The organism is Nonomuraea sp. NPDC048826, assembly GCF_043198225.1.
Classification (GTDB): Bacteria; Actinomycetota; Actinomycetes; order Streptosporangiales; family Streptosporangiaceae; genus Nonomuraea.
On record NZ_JBICUQ010000005.1, the window covers coordinates 706211 to 731912 of the forward strand.

The following is a 25702-nucleotide window of genomic DNA, read 5'->3' on the forward strand; positions in this document are numbered from 1 at the left end:
GCCGACGCAGCCCCATCGTCCGCTTGGGCGCCGCCCTCTGCGTCAGGGGCAGGGTGCCCTGACGCACTGGATGTCACCCGTCGGCTTGGAGAGCGTGGGCTCCTGCGTCGGCTCGTGCGGGTCGGGCTCGGACGGCTCCTGGGTCGGCTCCTCGGTCGGGTCCGGCTCGGGCTCGGTGGTCGGGTCGGGCTCGGGGGTGGTCGGCGGGTCCGTCGGGTCGGCGGTCACCGTGGCCGTGCCGGTCGGGGTGGGGGTGCCGGAACCGGTGGTCGCCGGGGCGCGCGTCGGCCTGGAGTCGGGGACCTGGTTGCCCGCCTGGGTCGGGTGCTCGGTCACGGTGGGCGTGGGCCGCTGCTCGGACGAGGTCGCGGGCGCAGGGGCGGGGTCGTGCTGGGCGGTCTGCGCGGGACGCATCCACACCACGGCCGCGACCCCCACGGTGACCAGCACCGCGAGCGCCATCGCGAGCGCGGCCGAGACCAGGCGCCGGCGACGCGGAGCCGGCGCCAGGATCGGCGTGGGCGCCGTGTCGCGGGCGGTGTGGCGGGCGGTGTCGGGGGCGGTGTCGGGGGCGGTGTCGGGGGCCGTGTCCGGGGTGGACATGGCCGTCCGGGCGGCCCGCGCCATCTCGGCGGCGGAGGCGTAGCGGCGCTCGGGCGTCTTCTCCATGGCCCTGGCCACCAGCTCGCGCGGCCCGCGCGGCACCTCGGGCGGCAGCGGCGGGACCGGCGCGTGCAGGTGCTTGTAGATGATCTGGACCGGGGTGTCGCCCTGGTAGGGCAGCCGGCCGGTCAGGCACTCGTAGGCCACCACGCCCAGCGCGTAGAGGTCGACCGCCGGGGTGACCTGGCTGGAGGTGGCCATCTCGGGCGCGCAGTAGCCTGCCGAGCAGAGCATCGACCCGGTGGCCGTGAGCTGGCCGGCCGACGCCGAGTGGGCGATGCCGAAGTCGGTCAGCGCCACCGACCCGTCGGCCCGCACGATGAGGTTGGCGGGCTTGACGTCGCGGTGCACGATGCCCTGCGCGTGGGCCGCGGCCAGCGCGTCGGCCACCTCGGCGACCAGCCGCATGGCGGTCTCCGGATCGAGCGCCGACCGGCGCAGCCGCTTGTCGAGCGACTCGCCCTCGACGAACTGCATCACCAGGAACGTCACGCGGCGGCCGCCGACGTCGCAGGCGCCGTAGTCGTAGACGTCGACCACGCCCGGATGGCGGAGCGTGGCCATGGCCCTGGCTTCGTTCTGGAACCGCTGGAGGAACGCGGCGTCCTCGCTCAGCGCCGGCATGAGCACCTTGACCGCCACCGTGCGGCCGAGCACCGTGTCGGTGGCGCGCCAGACCTCGCCCATGCCGCCACCGCCGACCCGGTCGGTCAGCAGGTAGCGATCACTCAGCGTGGTTCCTGAACCCAGCACGACATCAACGCTAACACCGGGTCAGCGGTGCGCGTGCTCATAACGATCCCGCCGTCATGGCAGCCGTTTCCCGAGGCAGGAGCGCCCGGACGGGCCGCCGCTGGTCGGCGGCGGGAAAGAGAACGGGACGGCCCCTCCCGGAAGGGGAGGGACCGTCGCCGAGCGTCAGGAGCCGAGCGCTAGGACGCGTCGCGGGCGCGGTTGCGCAGGGCGCGGCTCACGCCGTCGGCGCCTTCCAGGATGAGCCGGCGCAGCGCCTGCGGCGGCTGCTCCGCCTCCAGGTAGGCCTGCGCCGCCCGGACCGTCTCCTCCTCGATCAGCAGCGCGGGGAAGCACCCGACCGCGAACGTGGACGCCTGGTCGAAGGTCCACTCCCGGTAGATGCGCCCCACCTCGGCGAAGTACTTGTCGCGGTAGGGCGCCAGGAGCTCGGCGTGGTGGGGGTCCTGGAACCCGTTGATCGTGGTGCGCGCGATGTGGTTGGGCAGCTCGCCGCCGATGATGCGCTCCCACGCCGCCGCCTTGGCCTCCGCCGTCGGGACGGTGGCCCGGCACAGCGCCGCGGACCGCTCGCCGGTGGCCGTCGGGTCGCGCCGCAGCTCGGCCGCGATGTCGTCCTCGCCGAGCTCGCCGCCGCCGACCAGCGCGGCGGTGAGGGTCCAGCGCAGGTCGGCGTCGACGCTCAGCCCCTCGGGCACGTCGGTCCCGTCGAGGATGGCCCGCAGCACGGCGAGGTCCTCGGCGGAGGTCGCGACCGGCGCGAACGCCTGAAGGTAGGCGAGTTGGTGGTCGGAGCCCGGCTCGGCCCCCGCCAGCAGCGTCCGCAGCTCGCGGGCCAGCAGCGCCAGCCCCTCGGCCCGCCACGCCGGGTCGGCGTACTGCTGGGCCGCCTGCCGCCCCTGACGCAGCACCGTCTGCAGCACGGTCAGGTCCTTGACCGTGCCCACGCCGGAGGTCACCAGCTTGACGTAGTCGCGGGTGGACATCTCGCCGTCGCGGGTCATGTCCCAGGCCGCCGACCAGCACAGCGCCCGGGGCAGCGACTCGGTGAACTTCGCGATGCCGCCGTCGACGAGCGTGCGCAGCGACCGCTCGTCCAGCCGGATCTTCGCGTACGTGAGATCGTCGTCGTTGATCAGGACGAGGTCGGGCTGCTCCTCGCCGGCCAGCTCGGCCACGGTGGTGCGGGCGCCCACCACGTCCAGCTCGACCCGCTTGGTCCGGGTCAGCTCGCCGTCGGCCAGTGAGTAGAGGCCGATCGCGACCCGGTGCGAACGCAGCGTCGGGTAGTCGGCCGGAGCCTCCTGCAGCACCTCGAACCGGGTGAACCTGCCGTCGGCCACCTCGAACGACGGCCGCAGCGTGTTGACCCAGGCGGTCTCCAGCCACTCCTTCGACCACGCCGACAGGTCGCGGCCGGAGGTCCGCTCCAGCGCGGTGAGCAGGTCCTTCAGCTCGGTGTTGCCCCAGGCGTGCTCGTCGAAGTAGTCGCGCACGCCCGCCAGGAAGTTGTCCAGCCCGACGTAGGCGACCAGCTGCTTGAGCACCGAGGCGCCCTTGGCGTAGGTGATGCCGTCGAAGTTGACCTCGACCGCCTGCATGTCGGGGATGTCGGCGGCGATCGGGTGGGTGGACGGGAGCTGGTCCTGGCGGTAGGCCCAGGCCTTCTCGACGTTGGCGAACGTGGTCCACGCGCCCTTGCCCCACCGGGTGGCCTCGGCCTGGGAGAGCACGGACATGTAGGTGGCGAACGACTCGTTCAGCCACAGGTCGTCCCACCAGCGCATGGTGACCAGGTCGCCGAACCACATGTGGGCCATCTCGTGCAGGATGGTCTCGGCCCGCCGCTCCACCACCGCGTCGGTGACCCGGGACCGGAAGACGTAATCCTCCAGGAACGTCACACACCCGGCGTTCTCCATCGCCCCGGCGTTGAACTCCGGCACGAACAGCTGGTCGTACTTGCCGAACGGGTAGCGCACCCCGAACACCTTGTGGAAGAAGTCGAACCCCTGGCGGGTGACCTCCAGGATGTTGTCCGCGTCGAGGTGCTCGGCCAGCGACGCCCGGCAGTAGATGCCCAGCGGGATGCCGTCGTGCTCGGAGGTCACCTTGTGGTACGGACCGGCCACCAGGGCGGTGATGTAGGTCGACATCACCGGCGTGGCCGGGAACGTCCACCGCTTGGCGGCGCCCTCGTCCGCCACGGTCGACGCGGCGGCGTTGGACACCACCTCCCAGTCGCCGGGGGCGAGCACGGTCAGCTGGAAGGTCGCCTTGAGGTCCGGCTGGTCGAAGCACGCGTACATGCGGTGGGCGTCGGCCGTCTCGAACTGACTGTGCAGGTAGACCTTCTGGTCGACCGGGTCGACGAAACGGTGCAGGCCCTCGCCGCTGCGCATGTAGACGCAGTCGGCGTCGACGACCAGCTCGTTGGACTCGGCCAGCCCGGTCAGCGGGAAGCGGCCCCGGTCGGCGTCATAGGCGGAGACGTCGAGGTCCGCGCCGTTGAGCGTCACCTTGCGCACGTGCGCGCCGTGCAGGTCGATGAACGTGTCGGCGCCCGGCCTCGTACAGGTGAAGCGCACCGTGGTCACACTGTCGAAGCGCTCGTCACCCGCAGTCAGGTCGAGCGCCACCGCGTACGAATCGACCTTCAACAGGCGGGCCCGCTCGCGTGCCTCGTCCCGGGTCAGGTTGCCTGCCAAGTTGCGCTCCTTTTCAACCACTTCGTCGGGGTTCGCCGGACCCTGGAATAGGATTCGAACCTCCCCAGGTTATGGCCCACATGAGCGAGAAGACTCCTGTGGATTTGTGGTTCGATCCTTTCTGCCCCTTCGCCTGGGTGACGTCACGATGGCTTCTCGAAGTGGAGAAGGTCCGTCCCATCGAGCCGCGCTGGCACATCATGAGCCTCAACGTGCTCAACGAGGGCAAGGACGTCCCTGAGGCCTACCGCGAGCAGATCGCCCGCGCGATCGGCCCGGTCCGGGTGGTGGCCGCGGCCGCCGCCAAGTACGGCGAGCACGTCGTCGGCCCTCTCTACACCGAGCTCGGCACCCGCTTCCACAACCAGCGCGCGGTCCGCCGCCTCGGCGACCTGCGCGACACCGTCCAGGACGCCCTCGCCGCCGCCGGTCTCGACACCGCGCTCGCCGACGCCATGGACTCCACCGACTACGACGAGGCCGTGCGCCGCTCGCACGACGAGGGCATCACCCTCGTCGGCCAGGAGGTCGGCACCCCCGTCATCCGCGTCGGGCAGAACGCGTTCTTCGGCCCGGTCATCTCCTCCATCCCGCGCGGCGAGGACGCCGGCCGGCTGTGGGACGGTGTCCTGCTCGTCACCGGCTTCGACGAGTTCTTCGAGCTCAAGCGCTCCCGTACGAGCGAGCCGCGGTTCGACTGATTTTCCCCTGCGACGGTAGAAGAAGCTGTCTTCCCGGTTGAGTCGGCTCACCCCGGGACGCCCCGCCATCTCGCAATGTGACCCGGGGCACGCCAGGATGGGGCTATGCGTCAGCTATACATCGGCGGTGCCTGGGCCGCCTCCGCCTCTGGTGAGGCCATCGATGTCGTCAACCCGGCCACCGAGGAGACCGTCGACCAGGTGCCGGCGGGCGTCCCGGCCGACGTCGAGGCCGCGGTGGCGGCCGCGCGGCGCGCCTTCCCCGGCTGGTCGGCCATGCCGCCCGCCGAGCGGGGCAAGCTGCTGGCCGCCGCCGCCGAGTCGCTGAAGCAGCGGGCCGACGAGGTGGCCAGGACCATCGCCACCGACATGGGCTCGCCCCTGGGGTTCGCGCTGAAGGTGCAGACGCTCATGCCCGCGGGAGTGCTGGCCTCCTACGCCCAGCTGGCCGAGAGCCACCCGCTCGAGACCCGCGTCGGCAACTCGCTGATCGTCAAGGAGCCGGTCGGGGTGGTGGCCGCGATCACGCCCTGGAACTACCCGCTGCACCAGATCGTCGCCAAGGTGGCCCCGGCGCTCGCCGCAGGCTGCACGGTCGTGCTCAAGCCCAGCGAGGTGGCGCCGCTGGCGGCGTACGCGCTGACCGAGATCTTCCACGAGGTGGGCCTGCCCCCCGGCGTCTTCAACCTGGTCAGCGGGCGCGGCCCGGTCGTCGGCGAGGCCATGGCCGCCCACCCCGAGGTCGACATGGTGTCCTTCACCGGCTCCACCGTCGCCGGACGGCGGGTGGCCGCGCTGGCCTCCGACGGGGTCAAGCGGGTGGCGCTGGAGCTCGGCGGCAAGTCCGCGAACGTCATCCTGCCCGACGCCGACCTCGGCACGGCCGTCAAGGTGGGCGTCGCCAACTGCTACATCAACGCCGGGCAGACCTGCTCGGCGCTCACCCGCATGATCGTGCACCGCGACCGCTACGACGAGGCCGTCCGCCTGGCCGTCGAGGCGACCGCCCGCTACACCGTCGGCGACCCGTTCGACGAGACGACCCGGGTCGGCCCGCTGGTGTCGGCGGCGCAGCGCGACCGGGTGATCCGCTACATCAACCGGGGCCAGGAGGAAGGCGCCCGGCTGGTCGCCGGCGGCACCGACCGCCCGCTGCCCCAGGGCTACTACGTCGAGCCGACCGTCTTCGCGGGCGTCGAGCCCGGCATGGTCATCGAGCAGGAGGAGATCTTCGGCCCGGTGCTGTCGATCATCCCCTACACCACCGAGGACCAGGCCGTCGAGATCGCCAACGGCACCCCGTACGGGCTCGCGGGCGCGGTGTGGGCGGCCACCGAGGAGCGCGCGGTCGGCGTGGCGCGCAGGCTGCGCACCGGGCAGGTCGCGGTCAACGGCGGCAACTTCAACCCGCTGGCGCCCTTCGGCGGCTACAAGCGCTCGGGCGTCGGCCGCGAGCTGGGCGAGTACGGTCTGGAGGAGTTCTTCGAGGTCAAGGCGGTGCAGCTCTAGCCGGGCGGCCTCAGAGGATCATCCCGCCCGTGGCCCGGATGCTCTGGCCGGTGACCCACCCGCCGTCGGGCCCGGCCAGGAAGGCCACCACGGCCGCCACGTCCTCCGGCCGCCCGAGCCGGCGCAGCGCGGTGAACCCCTGTGCCTGCTCCAGCGCCTCCGGCGGGTTGGCGGAGCGCAGCATGGCGGTGTCGGTCGCGCCCGGCAGCACGTTGTTGGCCGTGATGCCGCGCCCGCCCAGCTCGCGCGCCGCCACCTTGGCGAACTGCTCGATCGCGGCCTTGGTGGCCGCGTAGAGAGCGGTGGCGGGCGCCGGCATCTCGGTGTTGAGCGTCGAGACGTTGACGATCCGCCCGCCGTCGCGCATCACCCCGGCCGCCCACTGGAAGGCCAGGAAGACGGCGCGGGTGTTGACCGCGAACATCCGCTCGTACAACTCGGGCGTCACGTCGGCGATCAGCGCCGGGCCGGTCTCGGCGGCGTTGTTGACCAGGATGTCGACCCCGGGCAGCCGCTCCTCCGCCGTGGCGAACAACCGGGCGAGGTCCTCCTCACTGCCCTGGTCGGCCCGCACCGCGACGGCGCCCGTCTGCTTCGCGACCTGCTCGGCGGCCTCCGCGTCGTGCCGGTAGCCGAAGACCACCCGCGCGCCGTCGGCCGCCAGCCGCTCCACCACGGCCCTGCCGATGCCGCGGGAGCCTCCGGTCACGAGCGCGCCCTTGCCGGAAAGAACTGTCATGCGCCCCACCCTAGGTGCGCAGCACGATCTTGCGCGCCTCGTCCTTCGGCAGCCGGTCCACGAACAGCCGGCCGTCGAGGTGGTCGGTCTCGTGCTGGAAGCAGCGGGCCAGCGAGCCGCGCGCGCTGATCCGTACGGGCCGCTCCAGCCGATCGACGCCCACGACCGTCACCCCGGCGGCGCGGGCGGTCGGCGCGTAGACCGGGCGGCCGGTCCGCCGGTCGGGGACGGACAGGCAGCCCTCCTCCTCCACGACCTCCGCCGGGTCGTCGACGGTCAGCACCGGGTTGATCACGTGGCCCTTGCGCCCGCTGATGTCGTAGACGAACAGCCGGCGCCCCACCCCGATCTGCGGGCCGGCCAGGCCCACCCCGTCGGCCGCGTACATCGCCTCGAACATCTCGTCGATCAGCCGTCGCAGCTCGCGGTCGAAGCTGTCGACGGGATCGGCGGGCGTGCGCAGGACGGGATCGGCGAGCACGCGGATCTCGCGCATGGAGGCTTCCTCTCAGTAAGGACCGGTGGCCATCAGCGTCCCTTACTCTAGCGAGGCGGACGGCGGCCGGAACCCATCGTGCCCGGCTGTGGAAGACTGGACGTGTGCGTGTCTACATCGGTGCCGACCATGCCGGCTATGAGCTGAAGAACCACCTGGTGTCGTGGCTGAAGGACCAGGGTCACGAGGTGACCGACTGCGGCCCCTTCGTGTACGACGCCGAGGACGACTATCCCGTCTTCTGCCTGCGCGCCGCCGAGGGCGTCGCGGGCGATCCCGGCAGCCTCGGCGTGGTCATCGGCGGCTCGGGCAACGGCGAGCAGATGGCCGCCAACAAGGTGCGCGGCATCCGCGCCGCGCTGGCCTGGAGCGAGGAGACCGCCTCGCTCGCCCGCGAGCACAACAACGCCAACATCGTCTCGATCGGCGGGCGCATGCACTCCACCGAGGACGCCACGCGGTTCGTCGAGGTGTTCCTCGCCACCGCGTTCTCCGGCAGCGAACGCCACAGCCGGCGCATCGCCCAGGTCGAGGCCTACGAGACCATCGGGCAGCTGCCCTCGCTCCCCGGCTAACCGCGCCGCTTGCCCTCGCGCCTGGGCATCTCGTCACGCAGGGGCCGCCGGTCGGCGGCCTCCTGCTGTTCCTTCGACGGGCGCGACACGTCACGCGCGCGCATCGCCGTGATCGCCGTGATCTGCAAGCTCTGCAGGGCCATACGACGACTGTACGTCAGAAGACCAGGCCGCCCCACGGCTTCGGCTCCCAGCTCATCGCCGTGGCCAGCGCCCGCACCGCGCCCGGGGTGCGCTCGCCCACCATCCCGGCCGCGTGCATGGTGGCCAGCGCCCCCTCGCCGAGATAGGCCGAGCCCAGCGCGGCCACGTCCAGCGTGAGGTCGGGCTCCTCGTCCACCTGCTTGCACTCCGCCCCGGCGGTGTCGGCGCGCAGCCGCCAGCGGCCCGCGTTCCACGGGCACGTCGCGTCCGAGACCTCCATCACCACGTCCACCGGCGCCGCGTAGGCCCGTGACTCCAGCGCCCTGTCGACCTGGACGAGACGCGCCCACAGCTCGTCGGACCAGGTGGCGCGGAGCTGCCGCGGGTTGGCGATCAGCGCGAGCAGCGGGTCGTCCACCGGCCTGCCGTGCGCCACGACCCGCGTCACCAGATCGCGGTCGAGGATCCCGCGCCACAGCAGCGCGTACGCGGCCGGATCGGCGGCGAACACCTCCTGCACCCGCACCTCGCCGTCGGGCATCCCGTGGGCGTCCCAGTCGCCCTTGACCCTGAACAGCGCGTAACCGCGCACCCCGCCGTCGTCCTCGGCCACCAGCGACCGCAGCACGCCCGCGCCGCCCTGGTCGTGCTCCTCGTCGGCCAGGACCGCGTCCCAGAACGCCGCCCCCCGGTCGTACAGGCCGGGCCGCGAGCCGGCGACCGCGGCGAACAGCCGCTCGTAATCCCCGCGCGCCTCGACGGGCTTGACCACGCGCAGCCGCAGCGCCGCGTCCACCGGCGCCCCCGGGGCGAACGCCCCGCCGTGCCTGGCGACGGTGAACGACATCAGCCCGGCCGCGCGCCCGTACCCGAACCGGCCGTAGATCGGCGCCTCCGACGCGTACAGGGCCGCCACCGACTCGCCGCGCTCGCGCACGTCGGCGAGCTGCCTGCGCATGAGCGCCGACAGGATGCCCCGGCGGCGATGGGAGGGAAGCACGGCCACGGCCGTCACGCCCGCGACGGGGAGCCGCGCGCCCGGCACCGTCATGGTGAGGCTGTGCACTGACGTGGAGGCCACCATCGTGTCACCGTCGAAGACGGCGAGCGTGCGGTCGAACTCCGTCTGCCTCTTCCACCGCTCTTCCTGCTGCGGATGCGGTGTCCAGCTGAAACCCTCGGCGAGCACACCGGCGAACGCGGGCCACTCGCTCTCGTCGATCGGACGGATCGGGTACGTCATCCGTCCACGGTACGAGCGAGCCACCGGGGCGGGCCACCGAATAAGCCGGTTGATGATCAAGGTCTTGGTCAAGTCGGCTGCCCAAATCGGTGCCAGCCCGATACAGTCGAGCGCATCATGAGTACCCGACCGGCGCCGCTGATCCCGCCACGGCTCCGCGCGATCCTGGTGCGGGTGCCGTTCCTGGTGCAGCTCGTCCGGTTCGTCAGGCGGGGCCCGCTGGCCAGAGACCGCAACCTGCTGATCGCCCTGACCGTGGTCACGGTCGTCGTCGGGCTGCTCGCGGCCCAGGTGTCCACCGAGTGGTTCTCGCCGTCGCTGCTCATCCTGGTCACGCTGATCGGCGGCCTGCAGCTCCGCCTGCGCAGCCTGGTCGTGCTGCTGGTGGCGGTGGCGGTCTCGCTCGGCTACATCGCCGTCACGCTCGGCGCGGGCCGGGTCGGCGTCGGCCTCACCGTGACGATCGGGTTCACCGCCGTACTGGCCCTGCTCATGGCCCGCACCCGCGGCAAGCTCGGCGTCCAGGGCCTGCGCGGCGACGCCATGCTGCTGGAGCTGCGCGACCGGCTCAGGAGCCAGGGCGAGCTGCCTCCGCTGCCCAAGGACTGGGGCGGCAAGGTGGTGCTCAAGCAGGCCGGCGGCTCCTCCTTCGGCGGCGACTTCCTGGTGTCCATGCGCGACGGCGACCGGGTCGACATCGCGCTGGTCGACGTCTCGGGCAAGGGCGTCGACGCCGGCACCAGGGCGCTGCTGCTGTCGGGCACCTTCGGCGGGCTGCTCGGCTCCGTCGACGACTTCCTGCCCGCCTGCAACGCCTACCTCCACCGCCAGCGCGGCGACGAGGGTTTCGTCACCGCCGTGCACGTCCGGCTCGACCTGGCCACCGGCGACTACACCATCACCTCCGCGGGCCACCCGCCGGTCGTGAAGTTCGACGCCGGCACCGGCAACTGGGAGGTCGCCTCCGCCAAGGGCGTGGTCCTCGGCGTGGTGCCCGACCTCCACTGCGAGCCCGAGACCGGCACCCTCCACAAGGGCGACGCGCTGCTGCTCTACACCGACGGGCTGATCGAGCAGCCGGGGCGCGACATCGACGCCGGGCTCGACCGGCTGCTCGGCGAGGCCGAGCGGCTGCTGCCCTCCGGGTTCCGCGACGGGGCGCGGGCGCTGGTCAACGCCATGGCCTCAGGTCACAACGACGACTGCGCGCTGGTGCTCATCTGGCGCCCCTAGGGTCGGGCGTTCCTCCGCATACCGTCAAGGGCGGGTAAGCGTCCGCGGGCGGTGGGGTCGACTAGTCTTGGAACGTCGAGACCTTCCGGCCTGGAGCGCGCATATATGGACTGGCTCTTCCTCCTGGGGATCGCCATCTTCTTCATCGGACTGATGGTGTCCATCGGGTTGCACGAGATCGGCCACCTCCTGCCAGCGAAGTTCTTCGGCATCAAGGTGACCCAGTACATGGTCGGCTTCGGGCCCACCATGTGGTCCCGGCGCAAGGGTGAGACCGAGTACGGCATCAAGTGGCTGCCGCTCGGCGGCTACATCCGCATGATCGGCATGCTGCCGCCCAAGCCCGGCGACGACCCCAACAAGCTGCGCGGCAGCTCCACCGGTCCCTTCCAGGCCCTGATCGAGCAGGCCAGGGAGGTGGCGCTGGAGGAGGTCAGGCCCGGCGACGAGGGCCGCGTCTTCTACCGCAAGAAGTGGTGGCAGAAGGTCATCGTCATGTCCGGCGGCCCCGCGATGAACTTCGTGCTGGCCTTCTTCCTCTACACGCTCCTGCTCGTCGGCATCGGCGTGCCCACCTACGCGCCGATCGTCTCGCCCGAGACCAACACGTGCGTCATCCCGATCAGCGAGCAGCGCACCGAGTGCCGCTCCGGCGACCAGCCCACCCCCGCCTCCCAGGCGGGGCTGAAGGCCGGTGACAAGATCGTCTCCCTCGACGGGCAGAAGATCGAGACGTGGGAGGACGCCACCCGGATCATCCGCTCCCACGGCGCCGGCCCCGCCGAGCTGGGCATCGTCCGCGACGGCACGGCCATGACCCTGCAGACCTCGCTCATCGCCCAGGACCGGCCCAAGCCCGGCGAGCCCGACGTGATCGAGAAGAACGTCGGCTTCCTCGGCGTGCTGCCGACCGAGGTCATGCAGCAGCAGAGCTTCGGCGCGGTCTTCCCGTACATGGCCGACCTGACCGGCCGCGTCGCGATGTCCCTGGTCAACCTGCCGCAGAAGATGGTCGGCGTCTGGGACGCCGCGTTCTCCGGGGCCGAGCGCGACCCCGAGGGCCCGGTGGGCGTCGTCGGCGCGGGCCGCATGGGCGGCGAGATCCTCGCCTCCGACCTGACCGGCGTGCAGAAGCTGTTCGTCTTCGTCAACCTGCTGGCCGGGTTCAACCTCGCGATCGGCATGTTCAACCTGATCCCGCTGCTGCCGCTCGACGGCGGCCACATCGCCGGCGGGCTCTGGGAGGGCCTCAAGCGCGCCTGGGCGCGGATCATGCGCCGTCCCGAGCCGTCCTACGTCGACATCGCCAAGGTGCTGCCCCTGACCTACGCCCTGGCCATCGTCATGATCGTCATGGCCGGGCTGCTGGTCTACGCCGACCTGATCAACCCGCTCCGTCTCACCGGCTGACCCCGCCCGCCCGGGGCGCATAATCGTGGGCATGGACCCGCTGGAACGGCTGCGCGCCATCTGCCTGTCCCTGCCCGAGGTGACCGAACGGCTGAGCCACGGCGAGCCCACCTGGTTCGTCCGCGGCAAGAAGACGTTCGTCATGTACGCCGACCACCACCACGACGACCGGCTCGCCTTCTGGTGCGCGGCCCCGCCCGGCGCCCAGGAGGAACTGGTGGCGCACGACCCGATCCGCTTCTTCCGCCCCCCGTACGTCGGACACCGCGGCTGGCTCGGCGTCCACCTCGACGTCGAGGGCGTCGACTGGGACGAGATCGCCGAACTCGTCACCGACGCCTACCGGCAGATCGCCCCCAAGTCCCTCCTCACTCAACTGCCCTGAGCCGCCTGGCAGCGTCCCTGCCCGCCTCCGCCGAGCCGCTGCGCGCATCCCCACCCGCGTGGCCTGAGCCGCCCCACGAGGTCTCCGGCCGCGCTAGCGTGCGTTGATGGACCTTTTCGGACGCTCGTGGACAGCCTTGCGCACGGCCGTCGCCGACCTGCCGGACGACGCCTTCACCCGGCCCTCCGGCTGCGCCGGCTGGCTCGTACGCGACCTGGTGTGCCACCTGATCATCGACGCCCAGGACGTCCTGATCACCCTGGTGACCCCCGCGAACGGCCCGCCCACCCGCGACGCGATCACCTACTGGGAGGTCTCCTCAACGCCGCCGACCGGCGAGGATCCGCTCGACGCCCTGACGGTCCGGCTCGCCGCCGCGTACGGCGATCCCCGGCTGCTCCGCTTCCACCTCGACGACGTGGGCTCCGCCGCCGGACGCGCCGCCGAACTGGCCGACCCGCACGCCCTGGTCACCACCCGGGACGAGGTCCTCAGCACGGGCGACTACCTCGCCGCGTACGTCCTGGAGTGGACACTCCACCACCTCGACCTCGTCGCCCACCTCCCCTCCGTCCCGGGACCCCCCGAGGAGGCCCTGGCCCGGTCCCGCCAGATGCTGGAGACGATCGCCGGCACCCCGTTCCCCACGTCGTTCCCCACGTCGTTCACCGACGAGGAGACCCTGCTGATCGGCACCGGCCGGCGAACGCCGACAGCCACCCAGCGAGCGACGCTGCGCGACCTGCCCGTCCCCTTCGTCCTGGGCTGACGGTGTCAGGGACCGAAGCTCCAGACGTTGCCGACCGGGCGCCCGCCGCGTCGGAGGACGATGCCGAGAAGCGCGGTCAGGTCTTCGTCCACGTACGCCAGGAGCTCCTCGCCGAAGACGCACAGGGAGGCTTCGCTCCAGTTGCCGAACGTGCCCATCCTGAGGTCCTCGGTGACCTGGACGACGTGTTCGTCGACCAGGTAGGCGTAACCCACCCAGTATGGCTGCCCGGGCCCACCGGCACGGAGTGGATCCGTGCGGGAGCCGCTGATGAACCACTTGAGACGGTAAAGCCGGTCCCCAGGTCGAGCGACCGCACGTACACCGCGCGCGATGATCCCTTCCACCTCGGCCAGCACCGGATCGTCCGAACGTTCGATGGCGCCGAGATACCAGGTTGCGGAGGCAGGAGGCTCGACGATGCCGCGATCGGCGGTCTCGTAGGTCACCTCGAACCGGGTCTCGAACCGCTTCCAGATCTCGTCATGCTCGGGTTCGGACAGGAGCTGCATGGTGGCCCGCTCCCTGGCCGGCTCGCCCGCGGGCGCCCAGCGGTAGGTGCTCACCCGGGTGATCTCATGGAAGCCCGTGGTGAGGTAAGCGGGCACCAGCGAGTCGGGTGCTTCGGCGACGAGATAGCGCGGCGTACGGGGCCGGAACCCGCGTAGATCACGCCCTTCGGCCCAGGCGGCCGCGGCTTGGAGCAGTTCGGGCCGGGGGCCGGTGATGCCTCCGACGGCCGCGAAGTCGGTGTCGCCCACGTGCTCGATCCAGAGCGCGTCCAGGATCCGCCCCTCGTGCTCCAGCACCAGGATCTTCATCTCCGATCCCGTCCTGCGGGCCATCCCGTCGGCCACCATCTCCGAGAGCGGCCGCCGCTGCTCGGGCGCGGCCGCGGCCTTGCGGAGCAGTCGCTCGAGTTCTCCGTAGCTTTCGTATCGTACGCGCATGCCCGGCCGGAGGGCTTCGGCCGACGGGACGTCCGCGATGCCGGCCGCGAGGACGGCGCGCATCGGCCCCGGGACGAACCCCGCGGCCCGCAGCGACGCGCCGAGCAACGGGGAGTCGTGGGCGTAGACCTTCCACTCGACCGGCTCGTGGCGCGCGGCGAAGAGGGCCTGCTGCCGACGGATCGACTCCGCCAGGTCGTCGCCGACCGGACCGGCGTGGTCGACGGTTCCGTGGGTGCCGTAGTGCGTGCGGACCAGCGACCCGTCCCGCTCGACCACGGCTCCCCACGGCGTGTCCCGCGGAACGATGCCGCGTAACTGGCTCTCGTAGACAGCCAGCAGGCTCTCGGCCACCTCAGCCACGTCGTCTGCCTCTCAGTTCTGATCACTCAGAGGCACTATCTCCTGTTTCAGCAACCCATGGCGCGGCACGAACGGGGTGGCGCGTCCGCGCGGCCCAAGGCACGCAGTGCGCCGATGGCGTCGACGGAGCCGCCGGGACAGGGGCAGCCGTGGTCTCGACGTGCCGCGCGGTACTGGCCTCTCGGTCGCCGATCCCGAGAAGCTCACCGGCTGCTTTCAGTGCATCGAGATGTGGACGTGGTCGAAGTGGTTCTCGGTGATGCTGCCGCGGTTGGACATGCCGCTCCAGCCCGAGCCGTGGTTGATGCGCTGCTTCCAGATCACGTACTTCACGCCCAGTTTGGCGCGGTTGCTGAGGGCCCACTCGGCGATGCGGTCGCCGAGTGCCGCGTTGCCCGCCGTCGGCATCGAACCGCCGGTGCTCATCATGAAGTCGCAGGCCCGGCCCAGTGGATGCTCTCCGCTGGAGCCGGCGCGGAAGCAGCCCACGCTGAACGGCAGGGCGAAGTTCTTCGCCAGCTCCGTCTTCATCAGCCGGGTGCGCGGCGTGATGTTGTCGGAGCCGGACGGGAGCTGCGGCGCCCAGCTGCCGTCGGAACGGCGGCCGGTGGCGAACGGCACCAGGTCCTCCAGCTTGCCCTGGATGTCCTTGATGACGTCCTCGGCGTCTTCGCGCTGGTCGGTCACCTCGGCGGCGTCGGCCTCGATCTCCTTGGCCAGCTTGGCCGCCTCGTCGACCGCCTTCTTCTTCTCGTCGCGGGCCGCCGCCACCTTGGCGACCATCGCCTGCTGCTCGGCCGTGAGCTGCTCCAGCAGGGCAGCGCCGCGGCCGTCGGGCAGCGTCATCAGGCTGGGCAGCCGCATGCCGCCGCCGTTCTGGTACTGCAGCCTGGCCAGGTCGGCGACCCGCTGCTCGGCGGTGTCGAGCGCCTTCTCGGCCGTGGCCAGCCGCTCCTCGGCGGCCTGCGCCGCCTTGCGGGCCTCGGCCAGCTCGACGCGCTTGAGGTTGTAGCGCTCGATCAGCTTGTCGACCTTCGCGTTGAGCTGCTTCAGCTCCTTGCGGAGCTGCTGCTCGCTGGGCTTGGGGTCCGCTGCCGCGGGCGCGGTCAGGACGGGGATGAAAGCCACCGCCGCGGCGGTGATGAAACCGATGGCATGGTGCGCGGGGGACGCTGCCGCCACGTACTGGGTCCTCTCCCTCTGCCTGCCGGGTTAGCTGACGGGTTCGGGCACGGGAGCAGTTCCCTACCACCGAAGTGGATTCACCCCAAGTGCGGTTGGGTCCCCGGCTCCCGGGCACTCGCCCGGGATTAGGCGTGACGCACGGTTACGGCCGTGCTCGAAGGCATATTAGTGGTAGATCACGGGTAATGCGACCCAAACAGAAATCCTTTAGTGATCTACCTGTGATCGAAGCATGCTGGCGGCTTCCTCGGGGAGCACGTCGTTGACGAACGCGCCCATGGCCGACTCCGATCCTGCCAGATACTTCAGCTTGCCCGGGGCCCGCCTGATGCTGAACAGCTCCAGGTGGAGGTAGGCCAGCTCACGGTCCTGCCGGACCGGCGCCTGGTGCCAGGCCGAGATGTACGGCATCGGCACCCCGAACAGCCCGTCCAGGGCCCGCAGCACCGAGGTGTAGAGCGGCGCGAACGCGGCCCGCTCGGCCTCCGACAGCGCGGCCAGGTCCGGCACCTGGCGATGCGGGTAGACGTGCACCTCGAACGGCCAGCGCGCGGCGGCCGGCACGAACGCCGTCCACAGCTCGTTGGCCGCCACCACCCGGATCTCCGCCTTCCGCTCCGCCTCCAGCACGTCGGCGTAAAGGTTGCGCCCCGGCCGCCGCTCCGCGTACCGCCGGGCCGCGCCGAGTTGCAGCTTGGTGCGGGGCGTCACGTACGGGTACGCGTAGATCTGCCCGTGGGGGTGGAACAGCGTGATGCCGATCTCCTCGCCCCGGTTCTCGAAGCAGAAGACCTGCTCGACGCCCTCCACCGCGGACAGTTCGGCCGTACGGTCGGCCCAGGCCTCCATGACCAGCTCCACCTGGTCGTCGGAGAGCCGGGAGAACGAGGAGTCGTGCTGTGAGGTGAAACACACCACCTCACATCGTCCCACCCCCGGCCGGACCTCGCTCAACCCACCGACATCCGCATAAGTCCCGAGATTTCCGGAGAAGGAGGGGAAGCGGTTCTCGAACACGACCACGTCGTAGTCGTACGCCGGGATCTCCGACGCCCGTGTGTCCGACGACGGGCACAGCGGGCACTCGTCGGCCGGCGGCAGGAACGTCCGGGTCTGCCGGTGGCCCGCCATCGCGATCCACTCCTCGGTCAGCGGGTCGTAGCGCAGCTCCGACGCCACCGGCCGCGGATCGAGCGGCCGCCGGTCGACGGCGCCGCGGTCGGCGCCGTCGCTCCGGTCGAAGTAGATGAGCTCCCGGCCGTCGGCCAGATGGGTGATGGTGCGCTTCACGCCGCCCCCTCCGCGATGATCAACTCTCCGGCCCTGTCGGCCAGCTCCCTGCGCGCCTCTTCCGGCAGCCCCGCGTCGCTGATGACCACGTCGGCCTCCGACAGCTCGGCGATGGTGCTGATGCCGACCGTGTTCCACTTGGTGTGGTCGGCGGGCACCACGAGCCGGTGCGCGGCGCCGATGAGCTCCCGGTCGGTCTCGGACTCCAGCAGGTTGGGCGTGGTGAACCCGGCGCGCACGCTCATGCCGTGCACGCCGAGGAAGAGCGTGTCGACGTGCAGGCGGCGGATCGCGGCGACGGCGACGGGGCCCACGAGGGCGTCGGAGGGGGTGCGCACGCCGCCGGTCAGCACGACCGTGCGGTCGGCGCGGGGATTGCGGTGGAAGACGTCGGCGACCGGCACCGAATTGGTGATCACGGTGAGCTCGGGCACGCCGATGAGGTGGTGGGCCAGTGACCACGTGGTGGTGCCGGCGGACAGGGCGACCGCGGTGCCGGGGCGCACGAGCTGCGCCGCGCGACGGGCGATGGCCTCCTTCTCCTGCTGCTGGCGGGCCGACTTGGCGGTGAAGCCCGGCTCCTCGGTCGAGCCGGGGCCGATGGCGGTGGCGCCGCCGTGCACCTTCTCCAGCAGTCCGCGATCGGCGAGCACCTCGAGATCGCGGCGGATGGTCATGTCGGAGACGCCGAGCTCGCGTACGAGATCGGCCACGCGGACCCCGCCCTTGCTGCGCACGCGTTCGAGGATCGCCTGCTGGCGTTGCTGTGCGAGCACGCCCCCGCTCCTTCCAACAGATTCCACCAAATTATGACACGAATATGTTGGGGATTGTGAGGTTGACCTGAGGCCTTGCCGGGAGGCGCCTGACGCGGGACGTTGGGTCGGACCCCGTACCCGTACATCGAGAGTCGTCGAGAGGAGAGCGTATGGCCAGGCGCGCTCGTAAGGGCAGGGCACGCAAGAAGAAGAAGGCCAACCACGGCAAGCGCCCCACCGCGCGCTGACGGACCCGGCCCGCCGCCCGCGACGCGGGCGGCGGGTCCTCGTCACACCGGCAGACCGCTCAGCGCCTCGTCGATGCGCTCCTGCGGCAGCGTGAAGTCCTCCATCTCACCCGACAGGTAGCGTTCGTACGCGGCCAGGTCGAAGTGGCCGTGCCCGCACAGCGCGGTCAGGATCACCTTCTCCTCCCCGGTCTCCTTGCAGCGCAGCGCCTCGGCGATGGTCTCGGCCAGCGCGTGCGTCGGCTCCGGAGCGGGCAGGATGCCCTCGGTCCTGGCGAAGCGCACCCCCGCCTCGAAGCACTCCTTCTGCGACCGGGTGACCGCCTCGAACATGCCCAGCTCGTACATGTGCGACAGCAGCGGCGACATGCCGTGATAGCGCAGCCCGCCCGCGTGGATCGGGTCCGGCACGAAGTCGTGGCCCAGCGTGTGCATCTTCATCAGCGGGGTGAGCCCCGCCGTGTCGCCGAAGTCGTACGCGTAACGGCCGCGTGTGAACGACGGGCACGCCGCCGGCTCCACGGCCCGGATGACCGGGTCGATCTTCCCGGCCAGCTTCTCGCGCAGGAAGGGGAAGACCAGGCCGGCGAAGTTCGAGCCGCCGCCGGTGCAGCCGACGATGACGTCCGGCATCTCCTCCAGCTGCCCCAGCGCCTCCTCACCGATCACCGTCTGGTGCATGAGCACGTGGTTGAGCACAGATCCGAGCGCGTACCTGGTGTCGTCGGCCGACGCGGCCGCCTCGACCGCCTCGCTGATCGCGATGCCCAGGCTGCCGGGGGAGTCGGGGTGCTCGGCCAGCACCTTGCTGCCGGACTGCGTCACGGATGACGGGCTCGCGTGCACGCTCGCCCCGTACACCCGCATCAGCGCCGAACGGTACGGTTTCTGGTCGTACGAGGCGCGCACCATCCAGATCTCGCACTCGAGGCCGAACTGGGCGCAGGCGAAGGCCAGCGAACTGCCCCACTGACCGGCGCCCGTCTCGGTGGTGAGCCTGCGCACGCCCTCCTGGGCGTTGTAGAACGCCTGCGGGACGGCGGTGTTCGGCTTGTGCGAGCCGGCCGGGGAGACGCCCTCGTACTTGTAGTAGATGCGCGCCGGGGTGCCCAGGGACCGCTCCAAGTTGCGGGCGCGCATCAGCGGCGTCGGCCGCCACAGCCGGTAGACGTCCAGCACCTCCTGCGGGATGGGGACGTACCGCTCCTGGCTGACCTCCTGACGGATGAGCTCCATCGGGAACAGCGGCGCCAGGTCATCGGGCCCGATCGGCTGCCGCGTCGCCGGGTGCAGCGGCGGAGGCGGCGGGACGGGCAGATCGGGAACGATGTTGTACCAGTTGCTCGGGATCATCGTCCCAGTCTGCTCCCGCCGCCGGTCCCGAATCCAGCCCTGTCAGGCGCCTCGCTCGGCCGCGACCTGGCGGCGGACCTCCGGCACGACCTCCTCGGCGAACCTGGTCAGCTGCTCCCGCTGGTCGCCCTCCGGCCACAGGATGAACGTGTCCATGCCGTAGGCCACCGCCAGGTCCGTCAGCTCGTCCACCCACTGCCCGGCCGGACCCTTGAGAAAGCCCTCGCTCGCGCCGCCGGTGATGGTGCCGTTGACGTTGTAGAGCCTGCGCGCGTCCCGGGGCCGCCGGCCCGCCTTCTCCGCGGACTCGTCGATGCGCGCCTGCAGCTCCGGCAGCCGTTCGGGCGGCGCCCACGACGAGGACGGCAGCCACCCGTCGGCCGCCCTGCCGGTGAGCGCCAGCGCCCGCGGCCCGCCCACCCCGAGCCAGATCTCCATCGGGTGCGCGGGCTTCGGCCCCGCCTGCGCCCCGGCCAGCCGGTAGTGCTCCCCGTCGAAGCGCTGGTTGCCCTCGCCGCTCCAGATCGCCCTGACGACCGCGACGGCCTCCTCCAGCGCGCCGATCGCCTGCCCCGGCGTGCGCCGCGTCCCCCCGTACGCCTCGATCGCGTCCCAGAACGCCCCGGCGCCCAGCCCCAGCTCCACCCGGCCGCCGCTGAGCAGGTCGAGGCTGGCCGCCGCCTTGGCGAGCACCGCGGGCCGGCGCATCGGCAGGCTCGCCACGTCCGGGAACACCCGCACCCGCTCGGTGGCCGTGGCGATCACGCTCAGCAGCGTCCACGTCTCGACGTAGCGCCGCTGGTAGGGGTGATCCTGCACGCCGACCAGATCCAGCCCCAGCCGGTCGGCCAGCCGCGCGTACTCCACCAGCGGATCATCGGCATACGGCACCAGGAAGTACCCGAACTCCAGCGGACGCCCATAATCGCTCATACCGCCCACTTACCCACGCCCTGACCCTGGACTCGGGCTGACTACGCCTCGACCGCGAGCCGATCCGGGTGATCCGCCCTCACCACCACGTCCGCGGCCTCCCTCGGCCGCACTTCGCGCTCGTACCTCTCGTACGCCGGCAACCGCCACCGCTCGTCCTCGGGCGTACGGCGCTCCAATGCCCCCGGCGAGAGCCACACGTGCACGGCCAGCTCGACCGGCAACCCCCGCCCCAGCAGCAGCGTGCCGTCGAGCAGCAACACCCCGCCGGCCGGCAACGTCCGGTACGGCACCCGGTAGGCCCGGTCGGCCCCGCTGTCCCACAGCGCGGGCAGCACCTTCCCCGTCCGCCCGGGCCCCAGCGGCTCCAGCACCTCACGCCGCAACGCCCCGACGTCGAGCCACTCGTCGTAGAACACGTCCGGATCCGTCCGCCCGAACTCCAGCCGCAGCGACGCCGGCCGCAGGAAGTCACCGGCCGACACCCGCAGCACCTCCCGCCCCCGCACCCGCAGCGGCGCGGTCAGCCGATCGGCCAGCTCTCCCGGCCGAGCCGCGGCCGCCCCATCGAGGATCACCCGCACCCACGCCTCACGCGGCCACCCCGCGATCCTGTCGGCGAGCTCCTCGGCCAACGCCGCACCCGAGATCGGTCGTACCCGCATCCCCCGAGCCTACGAGTCACCCCAGCAAGTGCCACAGCCCCGACCGGCACCTACAAGGCTTCCCCGGCGACAACAGAAGGCCCAGACCCGGGAGCACCTCCCTGGCCTGGGCCTTCACGCATGGAGCGGACGACGGGAATCGAACCCGCGTAGCTAGTTTGGAAGACTAGGGCTCTACCATTGAGCTACGTCCGCGCGAACCGGTCGAAGTCTGGTCTAGACTGCATCCGGTCGTCAGGGCGTAAGCGTACCGGAGTCCCGGAGCGCGCGCGTACCCGGCGCGGCGGGGCGTGGCGCAGCTTGGCAGCGCGCTTGCTTTGGGAGCAAGAAGTCGCAGGTTCAAATCCTGTCGCCCCGACCAGCTCACAGGCCTCTCCCGGATCGGGAGGGGCCTTCTGTGACCAAGACCCCGAGCCACCGGCGCCGTCCTGCTCGGCCTCGACGGCCCCGCGCTTGCCGTGACACCAGCGACAGAGTCGTAGCGTGCTCGCGAATGCCGACCCTGAGGACGACGAGGGAAATCGCGATCAGCTACTCCACGGCCGAAGGCAGCCGGACGCTGTCCGAGTCCATGCGCCTGATGAACTGCAGGCCGGCCGGTGCGAGAAGAGCGGACACGTCGGTGTCTGTGAACGTCACGACGGTACGGTAGTCCCCGGAAGTGGATCTTGCCGAGCTTGGATCACGCGCCCACGTGCGCCCGGAACCGCTCGTGGGCGCTCTGCTTGGAGATTCCCATCGCCTCGCCGATCTGCGCCCAGGAGACGTCGGCCTCCCGGGCCCCGGCGACCGCCTCGTTGAGCAGGGCGCGTTGCCAGCTCTCCATCTGGGACAGCAGGGTGAGGGCGGCCAGGGGGCGTTCGGCGACGAGGGCGGCGATGCGTTCGCGGAGAAGGTTCGACTTGATCACCAGTTCGCCGGGCGGCGCCGCGGCGAGCAGGGAGGCGATGTGCCGGCTCCACCACCGGTACTCAGCCTCCTTGATCCCTTCCGGCGAGGCCGTGAACCGGCGCCGGTCTGCCCACCCGCAGGAGCACGCGGCCTGGTAGCCGACGAAGGTCTTGGTGAAGGCGCTGGCGGACGAGGCCAGCTCCCCGGTGGGGAGCACCGGAGCGGCGAAGCCCTCGTGGCCGGGCACGTCTGCGCATGTGAACGTCATAGGCGTCAGGATACCCTGACGAAACAAGGGGAGAACCCTTTCGCCGCTCACCCGGAGCCGCGGGCAAGGCCGCACACGACGCCCAGCGCGCTGCGAGGAAGGACGGGACACGGCCACTCCTGGGCCGGCGCCTCGGCGAGCGGATGCGGAATCGCGTCCGAAGTCGCCCGGTCAGGCGATCCCGCATGATCCCCCGGGCTCTTCAGGGCCGAGGGTCGCCATGAGCCTGCGGGCCTCTTCCCAGCCGAACGCGGAGACGGCGGCGTCGCCGAGCCGGTCGAGGCCCGGGTGCGGTTCGCCGCGCGGCGCGAAGGTTTCCTCGTCGTTGATGATCTCTTGGGCTTCGTCGAGGATGCGTCGCTGCTCCTCGGTCAAGTCCGGATGGGCGGCGCGGTACCGGGCAAGCTGCTCTGCCCACAGGCGGCTGCGCGTCCGTGGTGAGAGATCTTGGTAGATCGCCCGCCTTCGGGCCATGGGATGGGCGATGAACTCGTCGTAGGTCTCGGGGAGACGGTCATCGCCGCCTGATCGGTGCTGATCTCCGTCCATGGTCTCCTGTCTAACCAGGGGTCTCACGTGGGCGGAAGCCCGGTGAGCCTGGCGCTGTCGTCCCACAGCGCCTGGGCCAGGGCGTCGCTGCGGCCCTGCTCCGACGGGTCCGGCCAGGTGAGGCGCTCGCGGCGCAGGGCGGTGAACGTGCGTCCGTCCGGCGGGGTGACGCGGCCGAGTGACAGGTCGGCCAGGGTGCCGCCGGCGGCGGCGCGGCCGTTGAGAAAGGGGTTGAACCAGCGCATCGGCCTGCCCAGCGGGGTGCCCAGCACGACCCAGGCCACCCGCAGGGGAAGCGACAGGTTCTTGGACAGCCCCGTCCCGAAGACCTGGCCGGGGTCGTACGCGATCACCGTGATGCGGCGGCTCAGGACGTCGGGGTGCGCCGACAGCGATCGTACGGTGAGGATGGCGCACAGTTTCGAGGCGGTGTACGCGTGCTCGCCCGCCTTGGCCGGCCGGGGGTCGAGGCCGGGGTCGCGATCGGGGTGCGCCAGCAGCTCGGCGTCGGCGTGCCGGGGCGTCTCCAGCCCGGCGCGGTTGGCGGGGTCGTGCGTGCCGCTCGTCGTCAGCACGATGATCGCCCGGTCGGCCAGCGTCGGCAGCAGCAGGCGTACGAGAAGGTAGTGCGCGAGGTGGTTGACGGCGAAGGCCGTCTCGAAGCCGTCGGCGGTCCGCCCGGTCACGTCAGGAAGGATCATGCCGGCGTTGAGCACCAGCGCGTCGACGGGAGTGGTCCCCAGCCGGGCGCGGACGGACTCCGCGAAGGACCGTACAGAGGCGAGCTCCGTCAGGTCGAGCGGGATCGCCTCGCCCGCGGGCGCCTCACGGCGGGCGCCGATCAGGAGACGGGCGCCATCGCGCGCCAGCCGTTCGGCGGCGATCGCGCCGAACCCGGACGTACCGCCGGTCATCACCATCGTCGACACGCTGCCTCCTGGGGGCGCCGCCGAGCCGGGACGATCTCCAGCGTAATGCGGCGGCGACCTCGGCGCACTGTGCGTGCGGCACAATGCCCCTGTGATACGTGTGTCTTCTCTGGCCGCCGGAGCCGGCGCGGTGTTCGTGCTGGCGGCCTTCGTCGTCGACGGGCGGGAGCTGGTCGCCTTCTTCTGCGTGATGGCGCTGCTCTGCCTGGGCGCGTGGTTCTTCCTGGATCGCCGCGGGTCCTGAGCCCGCGACCCGGTGATCAGGGCGGGCGTGGAAGAGTGATCAGGCTCGGCGTGGGGGAGTGATCAGGGGCCGGCGTGGAAGAGGGCCCAGACGGCCTTGCCGCCGCGCGCCAGCGGGTCCCAGCCCCAGCACTGGCTGTACGTCTCGACGATGTAGAGCCCGCGGCCGTTCTCGGAGACGAAGTCGGGCTCCTTGGGCCGAGGCACGTCGTCGCTGGGGTCGGCGACCGCCAGCAGCACGTGCGGCGCCACCCTCATCAGCAGCAGGGTGATCTCGTGCCGGCCCCGCGCGTACATGCCGTACCTGACGGCGTTCGTGACAAGCTCGGAGACCACGAGGGCGGCGTCGTCGCCCAGCTCGGACAGGCCCCAGCGGGCGAGGGTGGAGCGGGTGACGTCCCGGGCCGTCTTGACCGAGTCGGCCTGAAAGGGGAGCGGGCACGCCGTGGTGTACGGCTTGGCCGAGGTGAGCAGCTGGTCGAACCCCACCTCGCGGGTGATCTGGAGGCAGTCGGCAGTGGCCAGAGGGTCCTCCACCATCCCGCCGTTACCTCCCAGACGCCATCGGCTAGTGCATGTTTGGCCCAAAATGCACTAAGCCATCATGGGTCACGACGGGGTGCTGCTGCAAGACCCAAATGCACGTGCATGTGCAATGTGCAGCCGCATGCTCAGTATCCACGGACATATCCGAATCGGACACCAGGCTGAGACCTTGTCATACCCGGCGATGTGGTGTCAGTGTGTGGTGCGGACCTTGATAGGAGGCAAAGTGACGCAGAACCAGCCGGGTTCCGGCCCTACGGCGCTGCGTATCCTTCTAGGCTCCCAACTCCGCAAGCTGAGGGAGAGCAAGGGCGTCTCCCGCGAGGAGGCGGGGCATCTCATCAGAGGGTCCGAATCCAAGATCAGCCGCATGGAGCTCGGCCGGGTCGGTTTCAAGGAACGCGACGTCGCCGATCTTCTGACGCTGTACGGGGTGACCGACGACCAGGCCCGCGGCGCCGTGCTCGACCTGGTGGCCACCGCCAACGAACCCGGCTGGTGGCACCGCTTCAACGACATCCTCCCCACCTGGTTCCAGGCGTACGTCGGCCTCGAGGAGGCCGCGACGCGGATCAGGACGTACGAGGTCCAGTTCGTGCCCGGCCTGCTGCAGACCAAGGAGTACGCGCGCGCGGTCGTCACGGCGGGCTCCGCCGGACTCGGCCCCGACGAGATCTCCCGCCGGGTCGACCTGAGACTGGAACGCCAGCGGCTGTTCGACAAGCCCGACGGCCCGGTCTTCTGGGCGGTCATCGACGAGGCCGCGCTGCGCCGGCCCATCGGCGGCGCCGAGGTCATGCGCGCGCAGATCGAGCACCTGATCGACCTGATGCGCCAGCCGAGCATCACGATCCAGGTCATGCCGTTCAGCTTCGGCGGCCACAGCGCGGAGGGTGGCGCGTTCACCATCCTGCGCTTCCCGGACAACGACCTGCCCGACGTCGTCTACGTGGAGCAGCTCGCGAGCGCCCTCTACCTGGACAAGCGCGAGGACGTGGACCGCTACACCGAGGTCATGGAGCGGCTGTGCGCGGTCAGCACGACCCCTGACGAGACGGTGGAGCTGCTGCGCGCCATCGCGGATGAGTTCTGAGAGTTGCTGGGTCTGCCCTAGACTGACCGTGGCGCTTGGATGCCGCCGTTGCGGAGCGTGCCCCAACGCCGATTACGTGGGCGCGGCGCGCGAGCCGTACCGAATGGACG

Annotated in this window: 27 protein-coding genes, 2 tRNA genes and 1 riboswitch; of the genes, 11 read left to right on the forward strand and 18 right to left on the reverse strand. The window is 71.2% G+C overall.

Going from position 1 to position 25702, the window contains the following annotated elements:
* Nucleotides 1-42 precede the first annotated feature (42 nt).
* Both ACGFI7_RS21600 and pepN read right to left on the reverse strand, forming a co-directional pair.
* The gene (locus ACGFI7_RS21600) at nt 43-1416 is read right to left on the reverse strand and encodes a protein kinase (RefSeq protein ID WP_393407042.1); all 1374 of its coding nucleotides are present in this window, start codon (nt 1414-1416) and stop codon (nt 43-45) included.
* Nucleotides 1417-1595: 179 nt separating this feature from the next.
* Nucleotides 1596-4124, reverse strand: coding sequence for an aminopeptidase N (gene pepN / locus ACGFI7_RS21605; protein WP_393407044.1), 2529 nt, complete (start codon nt 4122-4124; stop codon nt 1596-1598).
* A gap of 80 nt (nt 4125-4204) precedes the next feature.
* Here pepN and ACGFI7_RS21610 point away from each other — a divergent pair, with 80 nt between their 5' ends.
* Together ACGFI7_RS21610 and ACGFI7_RS21615 are read left to right on the forward strand one after the other, a co-directional pair.
* Complete coding sequence (locus ACGFI7_RS21610) at nt 4205-4825, forward strand: disulfide bond formation protein DsbA (protein WP_393407047.1); 621 nt, start codon at nt 4205-4207, stop codon at nt 4823-4825.
* A 105-nt stretch (nt 4826-4930) separates the two neighbouring features.
* Complete coding sequence (locus tag ACGFI7_RS21615; RefSeq protein WP_393407050.1) at nt 4931-6334, forward strand: aldehyde dehydrogenase family protein; 1404 nt, start codon at nt 4931-4933, stop codon at nt 6332-6334.
* Between the two features lie 10 nt (nt 6335-6344).
* Here ACGFI7_RS21615 and ACGFI7_RS21620 read toward each other — a convergent pair whose 3' ends face one another.
* Both ACGFI7_RS21620 and def read right to left on the reverse strand, forming a co-directional pair.
* A complete protein-coding gene (locus ACGFI7_RS21620) occupies nt 6345-7073 on the reverse strand; it encodes an SDR family oxidoreductase (RefSeq protein WP_393407053.1) in 729 nt (242 codons plus the stop codon).
* 10 nt (nt 7074-7083) lie between these two features.
* Nucleotides 7084-7569: a peptide deformylase gene (def, locus tag ACGFI7_RS21625; RefSeq protein ID WP_393407056.1), complete on the reverse strand. Its 486-nt coding sequence runs from the start codon at nt 7567-7569 to the stop codon at nt 7084-7086.
* Nucleotides 7570-7673: 104 nt separating this feature from the next.
* On the opposite strand from def, the gene ACGFI7_RS21630 reads away from it, so the two are divergent.
* Entirely contained in the window at nt 7674-8144 is a 471-nt protein-coding gene (locus ACGFI7_RS21630; RefSeq protein WP_393407059.1) for a ribose-5-phosphate isomerase, read from the forward strand.
* Here ACGFI7_RS21630 and ACGFI7_RS21635 read toward each other — a convergent pair.
* Together ACGFI7_RS21635 and ACGFI7_RS21640 are read right to left on the reverse strand one after the other, a co-directional pair.
* Nucleotides 8141-8287, reverse strand: coding sequence for a hypothetical protein (locus tag ACGFI7_RS21635; protein WP_393407062.1), 147 nt, complete (start codon nt 8285-8287; stop codon nt 8141-8143). The two genes, ACGFI7_RS21630 and ACGFI7_RS21635, sit on opposite strands and share 4 nt — an antisense overlap.
* Nucleotides 8288-8301: 14 nt before the next feature.
* Nucleotides 8302-9531, reverse strand: coding sequence for a GNAT family N-acetyltransferase (locus ACGFI7_RS21640; RefSeq protein ID WP_393407065.1), 1230 nt, complete (start codon nt 9529-9531; stop codon nt 8302-8304).
* Between the two features lie 117 nt (nt 9532-9648).
* Between ACGFI7_RS21640 and ACGFI7_RS21645 the strand changes: the two genes are divergently transcribed.
* The 4 genes from ACGFI7_RS21645 (at nt 9649) to ACGFI7_RS21660 (ending at nt 13328) form a co-directional block, all read left to right on the forward strand.
* Complete coding sequence (locus ACGFI7_RS21645; RefSeq protein ID WP_393407068.1) at nt 9649-10764, forward strand: PP2C family protein-serine/threonine phosphatase; 1116 nt, start codon at nt 9649-9651, stop codon at nt 10762-10764.
* Nucleotides 10765-10869: 105 nt separating this feature from the next.
* A complete protein-coding gene (locus ACGFI7_RS21650) occupies nt 10870-12174 on the forward strand; it encodes a M50 family metallopeptidase (protein WP_393407071.1) in 1305 nt (434 codons plus the stop codon).
* Between the two features lie 31 nt (nt 12175-12205).
* Nucleotides 12206-12559 (forward strand): MmcQ/YjbR family DNA-binding protein, encoded by a 354-nt coding sequence (locus ACGFI7_RS21655; RefSeq protein ID WP_393407073.1) that lies wholly within the window; start codon nt 12206-12208, stop codon nt 12557-12559.
* Nucleotides 12560-12665: 106 nt separating this feature from the next.
* On the forward strand, nt 12666-13328 hold the full coding sequence (locus ACGFI7_RS21660; protein WP_393407075.1) for a maleylpyruvate isomerase N-terminal domain-containing protein: 663 nt from the start codon (nt 12666-12668) through the stop codon (nt 13326-13328).
* A 5-nt stretch (nt 13329-13333) separates the two neighbouring features.
* On the opposite strand, the gene ACGFI7_RS21665 is transcribed toward ACGFI7_RS21660, so the two are convergent.
* The 4 genes from ACGFI7_RS21665 to ACGFI7_RS21680 all read right to left on the reverse strand — a co-directional run bounded on the left by ACGFI7_RS21665 (nt 13334) and on the right by ACGFI7_RS21680 (nt 17892).
* On the reverse strand, nt 13334-14641 hold the full coding sequence (locus tag ACGFI7_RS21665; RefSeq protein ID WP_393407078.1) for a DUF2716 domain-containing protein: 1308 nt from the start codon (nt 14639-14641) through the stop codon (nt 13334-13336).
* A gap of 216 nt (nt 14642-14857) precedes the next feature.
* Complete coding sequence (locus ACGFI7_RS21670; RefSeq protein ID WP_393407081.1) at nt 14858-15823, reverse strand: coiled-coil domain-containing protein; 966 nt, start codon at nt 15821-15823, stop codon at nt 14858-14860.
* A 5-nt stretch (nt 15824-15828) separates the two neighbouring features.
* Nucleotides 15829-15968: riboswitch (cyclic di-AMP (ydaO/yuaA leader) on the reverse strand.
* Nucleotides 15969-16033: 65 nt separating this feature from the next.
* On the reverse strand, nt 16034-17116 hold the full coding sequence (gene galT / locus ACGFI7_RS21675; protein ID WP_393407083.1) for a galactose-1-phosphate uridylyltransferase: 1083 nt from the start codon (nt 17114-17116) through the stop codon (nt 16034-16036).
* Nucleotides 17113-17892, reverse strand: a complete 780-nt coding sequence (locus ACGFI7_RS21680) for a DeoR/GlpR family DNA-binding transcription regulator (RefSeq protein WP_393407085.1) — start codon at nt 17890-17892, stop codon at nt 17113-17115. Before ACGFI7_RS21680 ends, galT begins: the two co-directional genes overlap by 4 nt.
* A gap of 152 nt (nt 17893-18044) precedes the next feature.
* Here ACGFI7_RS21680 and ACGFI7_RS21685 point away from each other — a divergent pair, with 152 nt between their 5' ends.
* Nucleotides 18045-18122, forward strand: coding sequence for a 50S ribosomal protein bL37 (locus ACGFI7_RS21685; RefSeq protein WP_372513659.1), 78 nt, complete (start codon nt 18045-18047; stop codon nt 18120-18122).
* Nucleotides 18123-18164: 42 nt separating this feature from the next.
* Here ACGFI7_RS21685 and ACGFI7_RS21690 read toward each other — a convergent pair whose 3' ends face one another.
* From ACGFI7_RS21690 to ACGFI7_RS21705, 4 genes are all read right to left on the reverse strand, one after another.
* Nucleotides 18165-19475 (reverse strand): TrpB-like pyridoxal phosphate-dependent enzyme, encoded by a 1311-nt coding sequence (locus ACGFI7_RS21690; RefSeq protein ID WP_393407087.1) that lies wholly within the window; start codon nt 19473-19475, stop codon nt 18165-18167.
* A 42-nt stretch (nt 19476-19517) separates the two neighbouring features.
* Entirely contained in the window at nt 19518-20408 is an 891-nt protein-coding gene (locus ACGFI7_RS21695) for an LLM class flavin-dependent oxidoreductase (RefSeq protein ID WP_393407089.1), read from the reverse strand.
* Between the two features lie 41 nt (nt 20409-20449).
* Nucleotides 20450-21073 carry a uridine kinase gene (locus ACGFI7_RS21700; RefSeq protein WP_393407091.1) on the reverse strand — a complete coding sequence of 208 codons (624 nt, stop codon included), beginning with the start codon at nt 21071-21073 and terminating at the stop codon, nt 20450-20452.
* Between the two features lie 121 nt (nt 21074-21194).
* A tRNA-Gly gene (locus tag ACGFI7_RS21705) sits at nt 21195-21268 on the reverse strand.
* Nucleotides 21269-21357: 89 nt separating this feature from the next.
* Between ACGFI7_RS21705 and ACGFI7_RS21710 the strand changes: the two genes are divergently transcribed.
* Nucleotides 21358-21434 (forward strand) — tRNA-Pro (locus ACGFI7_RS21710).
* Nucleotides 21435-21755: 321 nt separating this feature from the next.
* Here the strand turns inward: ACGFI7_RS21710 and ACGFI7_RS21715 are convergent.
* The 3 genes from ACGFI7_RS21715 to ACGFI7_RS21725 all read right to left on the reverse strand — a co-directional run bounded on the left by ACGFI7_RS21715 (nt 21756) and on the right by ACGFI7_RS21725 (nt 23701).
* Nucleotides 21756-22232, reverse strand: a complete 477-nt coding sequence (locus ACGFI7_RS21715; protein WP_393407093.1) for a hypothetical protein — start codon at nt 22230-22232, stop codon at nt 21756-21758.
* Between the two features lie 171 nt (nt 22233-22403).
* Entirely contained in the window at nt 22404-22781 is a 378-nt protein-coding gene (locus ACGFI7_RS21720) for a bacteriocin fulvocin C-related protein (protein ID WP_393407096.1), read from the reverse strand.
* 23 nt (nt 22782-22804) lie between these two features.
* Complete coding sequence (locus ACGFI7_RS21725) at nt 22805-23701, reverse strand: SDR family NAD(P)-dependent oxidoreductase (protein WP_393407168.1); 897 nt, start codon at nt 23699-23701, stop codon at nt 22805-22807.
* A gap of 100 nt (nt 23702-23801) precedes the next feature.
* On the opposite strand from ACGFI7_RS21725, the gene ACGFI7_RS21730 reads away from it, so the two are divergent.
* Nucleotides 23802-23954 carry a hypothetical protein gene (locus ACGFI7_RS21730; protein WP_393407099.1) on the forward strand — a complete coding sequence of 51 codons (153 nt, stop codon included), beginning with the start codon at nt 23802-23804 and terminating at the stop codon, nt 23952-23954.
* Nucleotides 23955-24016: 62 nt separating this feature from the next.
* Here the strand turns inward: ACGFI7_RS21730 and ACGFI7_RS21735 are convergent, their stop codons facing one another.
* On the reverse strand, nt 24017-24493 hold the full coding sequence (locus tag ACGFI7_RS21735) for an ATP-binding protein (protein WP_393407102.1): 477 nt from the start codon (nt 24491-24493) through the stop codon (nt 24017-24019).
* A gap of 232 nt (nt 24494-24725) precedes the next feature.
* Here ACGFI7_RS21735 and ACGFI7_RS21740 point away from each other — a divergent pair, with 232 nt between their 5' ends.
* Nucleotides 24726-25592 carry a helix-turn-helix domain-containing protein gene (locus ACGFI7_RS21740; RefSeq protein ID WP_393407104.1) on the forward strand — a complete coding sequence of 289 codons (867 nt, stop codon included), beginning with the start codon at nt 24726-24728 and terminating at the stop codon, nt 25590-25592.
* The last annotated feature ends 110 nt before the right edge of the window (nt 25593-25702 follow it).

What these genes read in the sequence shown, in the direction of transcription:
- ACGFI7_RS21610 (WP_393407047.1), top strand. Translation starts at nt 4,205, where the DNA reads ATGAGCGAGAAGACTCCTGTGGATTTGTGGTTCGATCCTTTCTGCCCC.
- ACGFI7_RS21615 (WP_393407050.1), top strand. Translation starts at nt 4,931, where the DNA reads ATGCGTCAGCTATACATCGGCGGTGCCTGGGCCGCCTCCGCCTCTGGT.
- ACGFI7_RS21620 (WP_393407053.1), bottom strand. Translation starts at nt 7,073, where the DNA reads ATGACAGTTCTTTCCGGCAAGGGCGCGCTCGTGACCGGAGGCTCCCGC.
- def (WP_393407056.1), bottom strand. Translation starts at nt 7,569, where the DNA reads ATGCGCGAGATCCGCGTGCTCGCCGATCCCGTCCTGCGCACGCCCGCC.
- ACGFI7_RS21635 (WP_393407062.1), bottom strand. Translation starts at nt 8,287, where the DNA reads ATGGCCCTGCAGAGCTTGCAGATCACGGCGATCACGGCGATGCGCGCG.
- ACGFI7_RS21640 (WP_393407065.1), bottom strand. Translation starts at nt 9,531, where the DNA reads ATGACGTACCCGATCCGTCCGATCGACGAGAGCGAGTGGCCCGCGTTC.
- ACGFI7_RS21645 (WP_393407068.1), top strand. Translation starts at nt 9,649, where the DNA reads ATGAGTACCCGACCGGCGCCGCTGATCCCGCCACGGCTCCGCGCGATC.
- ACGFI7_RS21650 (WP_393407071.1), top strand. Translation starts at nt 10,870, where the DNA reads ATGGACTGGCTCTTCCTCCTGGGGATCGCCATCTTCTTCATCGGACTG.
- ACGFI7_RS21655 (WP_393407073.1), top strand. Translation starts at nt 12,206, where the DNA reads ATGGACCCGCTGGAACGGCTGCGCGCCATCTGCCTGTCCCTGCCCGAG.
- ACGFI7_RS21660 (WP_393407075.1), top strand. Translation starts at nt 12,666, where the DNA reads ATGGACCTTTTCGGACGCTCGTGGACAGCCTTGCGCACGGCCGTCGCC.
- ACGFI7_RS21685 (WP_372513659.1), top strand. Translation starts at nt 18,045, where the DNA reads ATGGCCAGGCGCGCTCGTAAGGGCAGGGCACGCAAGAAGAAGAAGGCC.
- ACGFI7_RS21690 (WP_393407087.1), bottom strand. Translation starts at nt 19,475, where the DNA reads ATGATCCCGAGCAACTGGTACAACATCGTTCCCGATCTGCCCGTCCCG.
- ACGFI7_RS21695 (WP_393407089.1), bottom strand. Translation starts at nt 20,408, where the DNA reads ATGAGCGATTATGGGCGTCCGCTGGAGTTCGGGTACTTCCTGGTGCCG.
- ACGFI7_RS21700 (WP_393407091.1), bottom strand. Translation starts at nt 21,073, where the DNA reads ATGCGGGTACGACCGATCTCGGGTGCGGCGTTGGCCGAGGAGCTCGCC.
- ACGFI7_RS21715 (WP_393407093.1), bottom strand. Translation starts at nt 22,232, where the DNA reads ATGACGTTCACATGCGCAGACGTGCCCGGCCACGAGGGCTTCGCCGCT.
- ACGFI7_RS21720 (WP_393407096.1), bottom strand. Translation starts at nt 22,781, where the DNA reads ATGGACGGAGATCAGCACCGATCAGGCGGCGATGACCGTCTCCCCGAG.
- ACGFI7_RS21725 (WP_393407168.1), bottom strand. Translation starts at nt 23,701, where the DNA reads ATGGTGATGACCGGCGGTACGTCCGGGTTCGGCGCGATCGCCGCCGAA.
- ACGFI7_RS21735 (WP_393407102.1), bottom strand. Translation starts at nt 24,493, where the DNA reads ATGGTGGAGGACCCTCTGGCCACTGCCGACTGCCTCCAGATCACCCGC.